We start from the raw sequence: 12,816 nt of genomic DNA on the forward strand, positions 1-12,816 counted from the left end.
CGCCCAGTATATATAAATTAGAGGACGTAACAGTGAGCAAAGACACTATCATTGCCCTACACGCAGAACACCAAGGTCGTTGGAAAAACCGTGAAGAAATCGCGGAACGTATGATTACCTTAATCGGTCAATTATACCGTGAGAAAAATATTGTTGTTTCTGTTTACGGCCGTTCTTTAATTAACCGTTCAGTGATCCAGATTTTAAAAACGCATCGTCGTACGCGTATGCTTGATGTTGAACTTTCTGTGGTGAATACCTTCCCGATTCTGGAAGCGTTAATGAAAGTTGAAAACATCGGTTCTGCTGAAGTAGATATCGGTAAACTTGCGGTTGAATATAAAAATGCAGGCGGTGATGTAGACGCTTTTGTTGCTAACGCTGTTGCTTCAATTCAAGGTAACCCAACTGCTGGCGCGCCTAAAGATGTTGTACTTTACGGTTTTGGTCGTATCGGTCGTATCTTGGCTCGTTTAATCATTAGCCAGTCTGGTTTAGGACGTGGTTTAAGCCTTAAAGCTATCGTTGTGCGTAAATCATCTGATGGTGACTTGGCGAAACGTGCTTCATTATTACGTCGTGACTCTATTCATGGTACTTTTGACGGTACGATTTCTGTAGACGAAGAAAACGAAGCAATCATTGCCAATGGTCAGTTCATCAAAGTGATTTATGCATCAAGCCCAAGCGAAGTGGACTACACAGCGTATGGTATCGAAAATGCACTTTTGATCGACAATACCGGTAAATGGCGTGATGCTGAAGGCCTGAGCCAACACTTGCAATGTGCAGGCGTTGCGCGTGTTGTATTAACAGCACCAAGTAAAGGCGAAATGAAGAACGTTGTATTTGGTGTGAACAACGGCGATATCCTGGATGAAGACAAAATCATCTCTGCTGCAAGCTGCACAACCAACGCAATTACCCCTGTATTAAAAGTTTTAGACGACAAATACAAAGTATTGAATGGTCACGTTGAAACCGTTCACTCTTTCACAAACGACCAGAACTTAATTGATAACTATCATAAAGCTGACCGTCGTGGCCGTGCTGCAACGTTGAACATGGTCATCACTGAAACTGGTGCTGCGAAAGCGGTTGCGAAAGCTTTACCTGGCTTAAAAGGCAAGTTAACAGGTAACTCTGTTCGTGTTCCTACACCAAACGTTTCGCTTGCTATCTTGAACTTAAACTTAGAGAAAGAAATTGATCGTGAAGAAGTGAATGAATACATTCGTCAAATCTCGATCAACTCGAAGTTACAAGGTCAAATTGGTTATACCAACTCAACTGAAGTGGTATCAAGTGACTTTATCGGTTCACGTACAGCAGGTGTGTTTGATGCGCAAGCAACCATCGCTTCTGGTACACGCTTAACTGCTTATGTTTGGTACGATAACGAAGTCGGTTATAGCTGTCAGGTATTACGTATTGCTGAACAAATGTGTGGCGTAAGCTATACCAAAGTTCCTGCTGAAACAAATGCATAATTTGTTTGCATCGCAATAAAAAAAGCCCGGTTTTAAACTGGGCTTTTTTAATGACTGTACAGAATATATGCTGAATAAAACATAAAAATCGATGAGAATGCAGGAAAAGGGACATAATTAAACAAAGGATAGATCATTGTTGCAGTTTAGACGTTTATTCGTGGTATTTGCTCTGATTGTGGTGGCCAACTTGTGTGGTGTGTATATCGCAATGTGGGTGTTCAAGCATTTTAATATTTATATCCCCTTAAAGAATCAGGATGTGGCGATTGATCTGCAAGAACCGCTGCAAGTTCGCGTCAAAGTGAAAGATGCGCTTAATGTCGATGTGAATGGGCGAGTGAATGCCAAGATTCCAATTAACGAGCAACTGAATGTACCGCTGACCCAAACCCTGACGCCACGTGTATATTTCGATAGTCAGGTTCCGATCAGTACCACCATTCCTGTCAAAGAAACCATCAAGGTGAATCAAAGTTTGCCGATCGATACCAAGGTACAGGTTAAAATTCTGGGTAAGGACGTGACGTTGCCTTTAAAAGGCTCGATTCCTTTGCAACTGGACGTGCCGATTGATATTCAGGTGCCATTACAACAAAAAGTACATTTGAAGTTTGATGCGCCAGTGCGCACGGTGCTCAAGGAAAATTTAAATATTCCGTTAAAAGCACAACTGAATGCCAATATTCCCATTCAAGGTAATTTAAATGTACCGATTACCTCGGAGCTGAATGCTTCTGTGGATGTAAAAAATACTTTGCCTGTCAAAATTGCGCAGGGAGAACTCAAGATCCCTCTATCCAGCATGTATCTGGGACGTGTAAAAACGCAAGCGGTTGATGAACCCGCAACGCCAACTGACGTCAAGGTAGGTGAGTGATGGATATCACCAAGTCAGTAAAAAGTATGCTGATCAGTTTTGTGATCGTGACCACCTTGGTGGCGATCTTATTCTGGTTTTATCTGAATATTCAGGCTTCATTAATTGTATCTGCCCAGCAGGCGGATATTCGCTTGCCTGAATCATTAGCTACTAAAATTCAGGTCGGGGATCATTTAAGCGCCAAGTCACAAGGCCAACTGGATACTGTGCTGGATATTGATCGCAGTTTAAGCTTGCCTTTATCAGGTAAATATCTGGCTGATCTTAGTTTTGAAGTTGAAACGCCGATTACCGTCGATATTAACTATGAAACCGTTCTGAAAGTTGATGATGTGGTACCGATTGAGACCAATACCGATCTGATCTATCAAAATAAATTATTGCCGAAATTTCCTTTGAGCCTGAATATTCCAGTAAAGCTGGACATCCCGTTTCAATTGAAACGCACCTATACCGTACCGGTAAAAATCGTATTCGATGGTCCGGTGCATTTTGCCTTTGATGAAACAATTAACTTACCGGTCAAACATCAGTTTAAACCCAGCTTCTATATGAATGATGCGATTAATATGAGTAAAATTTCGTCTTTTGATGCCATCATGTATAACTCGGTACAGCAGACTAAAGCCAATCTGGATATGCAAATGGCCTTACCTTTAAAAAATGTAAAACCGTAATCGATATTTTCCAGTTGTTAAAAAATCAGGCGGTAAATCTTCTGCCTAAATTGATATTTTTCGGTGCTGAATTGTTCAATTTGAATATTCAACCCAGAATAAATTTAAAAAAATCAATTTGCTGATTTTTCTATTCGAGAATTTTCTTAAAATGTGGCAAAATACCCCGTTTTAAAGAATTCAGAGGATTGGCACATGCGCTTTGTTGATGAAGCAGTCATTACCGTAGAGGCTGGCGACGGTGGCAATGGCGTAGCCAGTTTTCGCCGTGAAAAATTTGTCCCTTTTGGTGGCCCGGATGGTGGTGATGGGGGACGTGGCGGAAGTATTTACATCCAGGCAGATGATGATACCAGCACACTTGTAGATTACCGTTATACCCGTCGTTATCGCGCAGAACGCGGTAAAAATGGTTCGGGTGCAAACTGTTCAGGCCGTGGCGGTGAAGACGTTATTTTAAAAGTACCAGTCGGTACAACCATTGTTGATACTGAGTCTGGCGACATTATTGGTGACCTGATTGCTGATGGTCAACGTGTCAAAGTTGCCCAAGGCGGTGATGGTGGTTTAGGCAATACTCACTTTAAATCGTCAACCAACCGTTCCCCGCGTAAATGTACACACGGGATTAAAGGTGAATATCGTGAAGTCCGTCTAGAGTTAAAAGTACTCGCAGACGTTGGCTTGTTGGGTATGCCGAATGCAGGTAAATCGACATTTATCCGTGCAGTCAGTGCGGCAAAACCAAAAGTTGCCGATTATCCGTTTACTACAATGGTACCTAACCTAGGTGTGGTCGATGCCGACCGTCACCGTTCGTTTGTGATGGCGGATATTCCAGGACTGATCGAAGGCGCGGCAGAAGGTGCAGGTCTAGGGATTCGCTTCCTTAAGCATTTGGCACGTACCCGTATCCTGTTGCATATCGTCGATGTTCAACCGATTGATGGTTCAGATCCTGCACATAATGCCAAAGCGATTCTGGGTGAGTTAGTTAAATTCTCACCAACCTTGGCGAAACTTCCAGTGGTATTGGTTCTAAACAAACTTGACCAGCTTCCAGAAGAATCTAAAGAAGAGTGGTGTCAGCACATTCTGGATGAATTGCAATGGCAAGGCCCTGTATTTAAAACCTCTGGTTTGATGTCTGAAGGCACCAAAGAGGTGGTGTACTATTTAATGGATCAAATCGAACAACAACGTGAACGCGAAGTTGAAGATCCAGAATACGCAGCAGAAGTTAAAGCATTCCGTGAGCAGCTTGAAGCTGAAACACGTGAACAAACCATCGCAGCTAAAGAAGCCTATCGTGCCATGCGTAAAGCTCAGCGTGAAGCTGGTCTGGACGATGACGAAGACTTTGATGACGATGAGGATGAAGGCGATGTAGAAAGTATCTACATTCGTGACTAGTAAACCGAGGGAAAAATGATAGAAGTGGTCGATGGGCAACGTCAGCTCAATGCGTGTAAACGAATCGTTGTTAAAATCGGATCATCTTTACTCACTGCAAATGGGCAAGGTCTAGATTTAAATGCAATTTCGCACTGGGCGAAACAGATTGCAGATCTACACAATGCCGGACATGAGATTATTCTGGTGTCTTCAGGTGCAGTTGCAGAAGGGATGGTACGCATGAAACTTGCGAGTCGACCCACCGATCTACCCAGTTTGCAAGCTTGTGCGGCGATTGGCCAAATGGGCCTGATCCATACCTGGTCAAGTGTGCTTGATCAACATGGCATCCAGACCGCACAGGTTTTACTCACACATGATGATCTTGCTGATCGTCGTCGTTACCTCAACTCATGTGATGCATTGCAGAACCTGATTGATTGGCATGTGATTCCAGTCATTAATGAAAATGACACCGTCTCTACGGATGAAATCCGTTTTGGAGATAATGACACCTTGGCTGCCATGGTTGCGGGTCAGGTACATGCAGAGTTACTCATTATCCTGACAGATCAGCAGGGGATGTTTGATTCTGATCCACGTAGCAATCCAGATGCGAAACTGTTTTCAGCCGTTCGCGCACTTGATGATAGCCTGTTCGAGATGGCAGGTGGCGGTGGTGTGCTGGGTCGTGGCGGTATGGTCACCAAGGTTCGTGCAGCGCGTCTTGCAGCGAGATCAGGTTGCCCAACGTTAATTGCCAGTGGTGAAAGTGACAATGTACTGGCACGCTTAATGGCGGGCGAGATGTTGGGCACGTTATTTACCACAGACAATGACCGTGTCACGGCACATCAGCAATGGCTGGCAGCGCATTTGCAAACGGCTGGACGTTTAGTGATTGATGATGGCGCGGTTGAAGCGATCAAGCGCAAGCACCGTAGTCTATTACCGGTCGGCGTAAAAGCGATTGAAGGACATTTTGATCGTGGCGATGTGGTGGAATGTGTTGATAAAAACGGTGCTCGTATTGCGGTTGGACGTGTCAATTTCAGTTCACGTTCGGCAGAAATGATCAAAGGTTTATCATCAGAAAAAGTCTATCAGGTGTTAGGTGAAGCACGTTCGCTAGAAATGATTCATCGGGACCATATGGCCATTTATTAAATGGCCATCGATAAAAAAAGCTCGCTTTAGGCGGGCTTTTTTATGTCGACTGATTTTGCATATTTGGCATCCAGGACGGGTAATCCTTTTTGTTCGCCCATCATATAAGGGTAGTCTGCCAGTGAAAGCATCTCTACATCTTCTTCACTGTTGCCATAAGCATAAACCGCATGATAATCATTTAAATCATACTTTTCTAAAATGCGGATTTTCTTCTGTTCGCAACTACAGTCTTCGGAGCGATATTTTCCTGTTAACAGACCATCTTTGGTTTCGGTCTGGGTGCAGATTAAGTCAATCTTGAGCATATCGCAGATTGGAGTCAGATAAAGATCAACCGAAGCGGAGACCAGTACCACATGATCACCGCGTTGTTGATGCTGCCGAAGTTGATTAAGTAAATCCGGATCTAATTTTTTGAATAATTTTTGAGTGTATTCCTGTGCTAATTTTTCCACAACGTCGATCGGCGTATCCTTAAACATGGTTTCGAATAGACGTGGCCGCATGGCATGCGCAGGGTAGAGACGCAAATAGTAGGCCTGAATCCACGGCAGGATTTTCAGGCCTCGTTTTAAAATATGGCGTTTTGATAGCGCAAAGAAAATAAATCCCGTAAAACTGTCTTTGGGATAAAGGGTTCCATCAAAATCAAATAAGGCAAGATTTATAGTTTTATACGTTTCGCTCTTTGCATGCATGCTTCATATCTTCCATTTACACGACTTGCGAACCAATTGGTATTGTAATCACGGCTGAGTTTAGGTCCTGAAATAACCACCTCTGGCATAATTGCATAAATTGGTTCTTTATTGGTTTTAGTTTGATAGAGTTTTTGAACCGCTAGGTAAGTCTGTGTATCTTCAAATTTTCTCTCTTTTTCTTTCTTTAAATCCGCACGGATCTGACGTGGCGTGACCAGCACCCGATTGCTGGTAAATGCAGCAATAATTTCTTTTTCTGACTGGCTCAGGGCGGATTGCGGATTACCATCTTTATTATAAAGTAATAAGTCACCATCTAAATCAAGATCTTTATCTTGTATCACTTCAAGCATCTTTTGGAAAGCAGCATTACGGCTGGAATACATGCCCGAGTTATAGTCTGCAAAGCGGTAAATGGCTTTGTCATAATCCGCCGAATATTCCATCAGGCGATGAATCCCATAATATAAGCCGCCGTATTGGGTATACAGGTCATCACGTAATTCTGCAATATTGCCACTTTGACGCTTATGCTCTTTGGCATAGTTAATGTGTACCTGCATCGAACCCAGTGTGGTGATCGGATTCATTTTTTCGCCAATATCCTGGCCAATTAATTTAGCAGCACCAGTTAAGGCGCTGACATGATAATGCTTTGACATGTAGTCAAAGATTTCACGATAAAGCAAATCCAGCTCACGTTCGGTTTTTACCCTGCGCATCTGGCTCATATAATTATTTTCAGGAGAGGGCTGATTTTTCAACACATCTTCAAAATAACCTGCCACCGTGCCACCAATGGTTTCACCTAATTTGGCTTCAAATTTCTCTTTAAGTCGGGTGTTGATTTCCTGAACTGCTTTTTGCCCTAAACCCGGGACAGCAGGGTCAGCAACAAAGTTAGATTCCTGATCAACGACCGCCACAATGCTACATACATTTTGCTTGGATTTCGGAATGCTTAATTGTTGCATGATATCAAAAATATCTTGCGACCAGGATTCACGGTTATTTACACGCGGCGGAAGAACTTTTTTAATCTGTTCTACCTTCATTTCAGGCTCTTTATTATTTGACCACCATGAACTATCGCCACAAGCGGTTAAACTTATGCTGATTGCCAATAGGCTAAATGTTTTGAGTAGAGGACGAGTCGAAACAGATTTGTTCATAATGAAGACAACACCGCACAAAAAGATGAGCCGAACGGGCGAATGAAGTATACTATGTTGGTCAGAAATTGTAAGAAAATATATGTATATTGGTTCATATCAACTGTCAAATAATTTGATCGTTGCCCCAATGGCCGGCGTCACAGACCGACCATTTAGAACACTCTGTAAATACTTTGGTGCAGGACATGCGGTTAGTGAAATGATGACCGCAGACAAGACTTTGCGCATGAGCAAGAAGAGCCTTTATCGGGCGAATTTCGACGGTGAGCTTGCGCCAATCTCTGCACAAATCGCAGGTTCTGATCCTGAACAACTGGCGGAAGCGGCACGTTATCAGGTGGCAAATGGGGCGCAAATTGTTGATATCAATATGGGTTGTCCGGCCAAAAAAGTCTGCAATAAACTGGCCGGTTCGGCCTTATTGCAAGATGAAGATCTGGTCGCCCGTATTCTGGATGCCGTGGTTGCAGCCGTTGATGTGCCTGTAACCTTGAAAACCCGCTTGGGCTTTTTAAATGGTCATGAAAATATTTTACGTGTGGCCAAACGTGCCGAAGAATCGGGAATTGCTGCCTTAGCCTTACATGGTCGTACCCGTGAAGATATGTATTTAAATACGGCACGTTATGAACTGATCAAGCAGGTGAAACAGCTGATTAATATTCCATTGATTGCCAATGGTGATATTGATAGTCCTGAAAAAGCCAAATATGTGCTGGATTACACCGGTGCAGATGCCATTATGATCGGGCGTGCTGCTCAAGGCCGACCATGGATCTTTCGGGAAATTGCCCATTACCTCAAAACCGGTGAGCATCTGGCTGCGCCAGATATTGCAGAAGTCAAAGCAGTGTTATTGGGACATCTGACTGAACTGTATGCATTCTATGGTGAATATTCGGGTTGTCGTATTGCACGTAAGCATATTGCCTGGTACACCAAAGGATTACGTTCAAGTAACGACTTCCGCCAGAACATGTACAAAGTGGAAAATACCGCGGATCAGGCAAAAGTCGTTGAAAGCTATTTTGATCAATTACTGGATCAGGGGCAGCGAATGAGTGATGTGCAGGTTGAACAGGTCAATTTACTGGATATCAAATAATTATTCTTGTTGATATAAAAAGCCTGTAATTCAATTACAGGCTTTTTATTGGATTATTCTAAGTGAGCCGTGATTTTTTGCAGAATTTGCAGAATCACATCAAATTCACTTTGTAACGGCGTACTTTTACGAGTCACTAAAGCCAAGGTACGGCTTGGGGCAGCTTCAATCGATTTCACATCAATGTCTTCATTAAAGTGAATCATGCTGTTTTTCAAGGCAATCTCAGGTAATAGGGTAAAGCCGAGATCCGACGATACCATTTCTACTAGTGTTGGCAATGAGCTTGCTTTTAAGCGGTGATCATTTTTACGCTCACCGACAGGGCAGGCACTTAAGGCATGGTCACGTAAACAGTGTCCTTCTTCAAGCAACATCAGGCGCGACAAATCCAGATCATCGAGAGAGTTTGCATTTGCCGCATTGGTATCTTTCTTGTTGTACACCAGGAACAAATGTTCTTTCGCGATTTCGGCAACTTTAAGGCTGCGTGTGTCGAAAGGAAGCGCCAGTACAATCATGTCCAGATTGCCATGTTCCAGCTTTTCTACAATCTTCTCGCTTTGCGCTTCATGCAAATGCAGCTGAATTTTTGGCAGTTGCTGGTGTACTTCTTCCAATAGCTGCGTCAGGATAAAGGGTGCAATGGTTGGAATAATACCAAGATGCAAATCACCTGTGAGCGGTTCGCTCATTTCACGACTTAAGCGCATCAAATCCTGAGCATCGGCAAGCAGTACACGCGCACGCGCTACCACCTGTTCACCTAACGGTGTTAAACGGACGTTTTGACGATCACGCTCAACTAAGACGCCACCTAATAAGCGCTCTAATTCCATGATGCCGCCAGACAGCGTCGACTGGGTGACAAAGGAACGACGCGCTGCTTCAGTAAAATGTAAAGTTTCTGACAACGTAACTAAATATGATAGCTGTCTTAATGAGGGTAATGCAGCCATAGAGTCCTAGTGTGATGATCTAAAGTGGTGAGCAAACAAACCACTAAGTTGCGGAATGAAATGTGCAGGAATATCATGCCCCATTCCTTGGATTAATTCAAACTTAGCACCAGAAATTGCTTTTGCAACAGCTTTCCCGTGACTTGGCGGTAACAGTCGATCTTTTGATCCGTGTACAACCAGCGTCGGCTGAGTCATCGTTTTGTTCAATGGTAACAGAGAACCCGTACATAATATTGCTAAAAACTGTTGAAGTACACCCGCTGGATAAAAACTACGACGATATAATTTGCGAATGGTTTGAATTGATTCAACCGGATTGACATAACCTGGCGAACCAATAATACGGAAAACATTCAGGCTGTGATTAATAATAGTTTCTTCATCGTGTGCGGCAGGCTTGCCGAGCAGGCTGAAAAGTTGTTTCGGGTAGGGCGGTGGCAAAAGCGGTTGATTATTGCTGGTAAATAATAATCCGACCTTTTCTACTTTTTCGGGATATTTTGCCGCAACAATCTGTGAAATCATGCCGCCCATGGAAGCACCCAGAATATAGGTTTTCTCCAAGCCAAGCTGATCCATCAGCATCGCGACATCATCCGCCATATCATACAGCGTGTAGGGTGCACCTTCATTTCCCAGACCAAACATAAAGCGACTCATCAATTTCATGGTATTGAGCCGTTTGCCTTTATTGCGGATTTTAGAAGATAAGCCGATGTCACGGTTATCAAAACGGATGACCCGGAAGCCTTGATCAATCAGAGCCTTACAGAAAAAGTCAGGCCAGAATAACATTTGAGCACCTAAACCCATGACTAACAGAATTGTTGGATGTTCAGGGTTGCCACCAATTTCAACATGCAATTCAATGCCATTGCCCAAAGTGACTTTGGTTTCTTGCATAAAGGCAGCATAAGGCGACACATTAAACTGGAGGGCACTGTTCATGATCTTGGTTCCGAATTGAATTCTTTTTATAACTTAAGGGCTTGCCGGACATTCTTTTCTCAGCAAGCTCTCGTATTTAAACCCTAAACCTGTGCTGGAATCAAGTCCGGAACCAGTTTAGTCAAGGTCAAACGCTGTTTGCCCGCAGTTGCACCTAACAGCACAAATCCTCTTAAGGTACCTTCGCCATCCGCAGCTTTCGCGAGCATCCCATCTTCAAATTCTTCAGTTTCCCAGTTCACTTCCACATCCAGTGGCGCTGGTAATACGGTTAATGGTGCGGCAGGGGTTTTCACTGCGACTGGCATGGCAGGGTAGTGAACAGCAGTACTTTGACCACTCAAGGTTTTTGCTAAGGCACGGGCTTGTTGCATAATAGGCATGACGAATGGGAGCAAGGTACCATTCACTTCAGCACAGTCACCCACGGCATAAATATCCGCCTGACTGGTTTCTAACAAGGTATTGGTAATAATGCCACGACTAGTTTGGATGTCTGCAGCTTTCGCTAAAGCAATATTTGGCTGTAAACCGATGGCAGAAAGCACAATATCTGCGACTAAGGTTTGGCCATTGGCTAAAGTGACTGCATAGTCTTCGCCATCATTAATTTTCGTGACTTTTTCAACCGTAGTTGATAGCGCAAATTTAATCCCTGCCTGTTCCAGATTGGTTCTGAATGCATCTGCGACATGATTAGGGAGTAAGCGACCTAAAGGCTGTGGCGCAAGGTCAATCACCGTCACTTCATAATCACTGTGCAGTAAGTCATTGGCAAATTCACAGCCAATCAGACCTGCGCCCAGAATCACCACACGTTTGTCTTTACGTTTCGACAGATTTTCGCGGAAAGTACGATAGTCAATCAGTGAATTCACCACATGAATGTCTTCACTACCATCGCCAGCGATGGCTAAACGGATAGGATTGGCACCGACTGCGAGGACCAATTTTGAATAAGGCTGGGCAATGCTTTCGCCATTTTTTTCTAAAATAATTTCATGTTTTTCGGCATGGATTTCTTTAACCCAGGTTTCCGCTTCAATACGCATATTGAGTTGGGTGGCCATTTTTGCCGCATCACCGAGTGCGATCTGTTCCGGTGCTTTTTTACCTGCAAAGGCATTGGATAAGGTTGGTTTTGCATAATTTACCGCATCGTCCGCGCAGATCATGACCAGCTCTTGCTCTGGGCTTAATTTGCGAAATTCTCGTGCAACGGTATATCCAGCCATACCTGATCCGATGATGACGATAGGGTGCATTATATTCTCCAGTATTTTCTTATTTAAAAATGAATGCTCAGAAAAAAAGACCATGATTTTCATAGTCTTTTTTTCTTTAATCTTTAGATTTCAACCATTTCAAAATCAGCTTTTGAAACGCCGCAATCTGGGCAAGTCCAGTCATCAGGAATATCTTCCCATTTGGTCCCTGCTGCAATGCCGTCTTGTGGCCAACCTTCTGCTTCGTCGTAAATCCAACCACAAACGATACATTGATATTTTTTCATGTGACTCTCCAAACTGATCGGTATGCTCAAGTTGCCTTTCAGTAAAACTATTCCGTAATGTCGCTATGATCGCTGCAAGAGGAACTAACTTATGTTAATCGGGAATTAGATTTTTACGCAGAACGACATTTAAGTAAAGTAAATGCAAGAGTTTAATCATTTATTCAAAAAGCGATATGGCAATTCTATCTGAAAGTCTTGTTATTTGAGCAATTGCTCTAAAATTTTATCGAAAGTTCAGGACTTATATAAAGAAAAAAGCCAATCGTATAAAAATAGTATGTATAAAAAACAAACATTCAAAATCAAGTTATGATGAAGAAAACAACGATAGAAGGAGAATAACGCATGGAAACCTTATCTTATAATATTAAAATTTATGCGACCCCTGAAAAAGTCTGGCAGGTTCTTTGGTCCCCTGAAAGCTATCCGGAATGGACAAAATTCTTTGCCTGCGACTCCACCATGCAAACTGACTGGAAAGTGGGGGGTAAAACCTATTTTGGCGATGGCAAGGGCAATGGCATGGTCTCTACCATTGAAAGTCTGGAAGAACCGAAACAAGTTGTATTTAAGCATCTGGGAATGATCCAGAATGGTCAGGAAGATCTGGAAAGTGAAGAGATCAAGACCTGGGCGGGTGCCTTGGAAAAATATATGCTGTTTGATTTTAACGGCGAAACCCAGTTACATGTTGAAGTGGATATTCAGCCAGAGCATGCCGAATTCATGAATAAAGGCTTTGATCAGGGATTGGCAATGGTCAAGCATCTGGCTGAAAAATAAGCCCCGAGGAG

The 12,816-nt window shown here is 43.2% G+C and carries 13 protein-coding genes; 7 read left to right on the plus strand and 6 right to left on the minus strand.

What is annotated here, in order from left to right; translation table 11 throughout:
• Positions 1 to 32: 32 nt before the first annotated feature.
• From MSG93_RS11920 to proB, 5 genes are all read left to right on the plus strand, one after another.
• A complete protein-coding gene (locus tag MSG93_RS11920; protein ID WP_005231638.1) occupies positions 33 to 1,490 on the plus strand; it encodes a glyceraldehyde-3-phosphate dehydrogenase in 1,458 nt (485 codons plus the stop codon).
• A gap of 136 nt (positions 1,491 to 1,626) precedes the next feature.
• Positions 1,627 to 2,370 (plus strand): hypothetical protein, encoded by a 744-nt coding sequence (locus MSG93_RS11925; protein WP_005231637.1) that lies wholly within the window; start codon positions 1,627 to 1,629, stop codon positions 2,368 to 2,370.
• The gene (locus MSG93_RS11930; RefSeq protein WP_005231636.1) at positions 2,370 to 3,050 is read left to right on the plus strand and encodes a hypothetical protein; all 681 of its coding nucleotides are present in this window, start codon (positions 2,370 to 2,372) and stop codon (positions 3,048 to 3,050) included. The genes MSG93_RS11925 and MSG93_RS11930 overlap by 1 nt, the downstream gene beginning before the upstream one ends.
• Positions 3,051 to 3,245: 195 nt before the next feature.
• Complete coding sequence (cgtA, locus tag MSG93_RS11935; RefSeq protein ID WP_324622003.1) at positions 3,246 to 4,463, plus strand: Obg family GTPase CgtA; 1,218 nt, start codon at positions 3,246 to 3,248, stop codon at positions 4,461 to 4,463.
• Between the two features lie 15 nt (positions 4,464 to 4,478).
• Complete coding sequence (gene proB, locus MSG93_RS11940) at positions 4,479 to 5,612, plus strand: glutamate 5-kinase (RefSeq protein WP_324622004.1); 1,134 nt, start codon at positions 4,479 to 4,481, stop codon at positions 5,610 to 5,612.
• Positions 5,613 to 5,638: 26 nt separating this feature from the next.
• On the opposite strand, the gene MSG93_RS11945 is transcribed toward proB, so the two are convergent.
• The gene (locus tag MSG93_RS11945; protein ID WP_324622005.1) at positions 5,639 to 6,313 is read right to left on the minus strand and encodes an HAD family hydrolase; all 675 of its coding nucleotides are present in this window, start codon (positions 6,311 to 6,313) and stop codon (positions 5,639 to 5,641) included.
• On the minus strand, positions 6,280 to 7,488 hold the full coding sequence (locus MSG93_RS11950) for a DUF1615 family protein (RefSeq protein WP_324622006.1): 1,209 nt from the start codon (positions 7,486 to 7,488) through the stop codon (positions 6,280 to 6,282). Before MSG93_RS11950 ends, MSG93_RS11945 begins: the two co-directional genes overlap by 34 nt.
• Positions 7,489 to 7,570: 82 nt before the next feature.
• Between MSG93_RS11950 and dusB the strand changes: the two genes are divergently transcribed.
• On the plus strand, positions 7,571 to 8,596 hold the full coding sequence (gene dusB, locus MSG93_RS11955) for a tRNA dihydrouridine synthase DusB (protein ID WP_324622007.1): 1,026 nt from the start codon (positions 7,571 to 7,573) through the stop codon (positions 8,594 to 8,596).
• Between the two features lie 53 nt (positions 8,597 to 8,649).
• On the opposite strand, the gene oxyR is transcribed toward dusB, so the two are convergent.
• The 4 genes from oxyR to rubA all read right to left on the minus strand — a co-directional run bounded on the left by oxyR (position 8,650) and on the right by rubA (position 12,019).
• Positions 8,650 to 9,555, minus strand: a complete 906-nt coding sequence (gene oxyR, locus MSG93_RS11960) for a LysR family transcriptional regulator OxyR (RefSeq protein WP_004773664.1) — start codon at positions 9,553 to 9,555, stop codon at positions 8,650 to 8,652.
• A gap of 6 nt (positions 9,556 to 9,561) precedes the next feature.
• Positions 9,562 to 10,506, minus strand: a complete 945-nt coding sequence (locus MSG93_RS11965) for an alpha/beta fold hydrolase (RefSeq protein WP_199950089.1) — start codon at positions 10,504 to 10,506, stop codon at positions 9,562 to 9,564.
• 83 nt (positions 10,507 to 10,589) lie between these two features.
• Complete coding sequence (gene rubB / locus MSG93_RS11970; protein ID WP_324622008.1) at positions 10,590 to 11,771, minus strand: rubredoxin reductase RubB; 1,182 nt, start codon at positions 11,769 to 11,771, stop codon at positions 10,590 to 10,592.
• Between the two features lie 83 nt (positions 11,772 to 11,854).
• On the minus strand, positions 11,855 to 12,019 hold the full coding sequence (rubA, locus tag MSG93_RS11975) for a rubredoxin RubA (protein WP_004678010.1): 165 nt from the start codon (positions 12,017 to 12,019) through the stop codon (positions 11,855 to 11,857).
• Between the two features lie 348 nt (positions 12,020 to 12,367).
• On the opposite strand from rubA, the gene MSG93_RS11980 reads away from it, so the two are divergent.
• Positions 12,368 to 12,805 carry an SRPBCC family protein gene (locus MSG93_RS11980; RefSeq protein WP_202740692.1) on the plus strand — a complete coding sequence of 146 codons (438 nt, stop codon included), beginning with the start codon at positions 12,368 to 12,370 and terminating at the stop codon, positions 12,803 to 12,805.
• Positions 12,806 to 12,816 lie beyond the last annotated feature (11 nt).

It is taken from the genome of Acinetobacter sp. IK40, from assembly GCF_035615075.1.
Taxonomy (GTDB): Bacteria; Pseudomonadota; Gammaproteobacteria; order Pseudomonadales; family Moraxellaceae; genus Acinetobacter; species Acinetobacter courvalinii.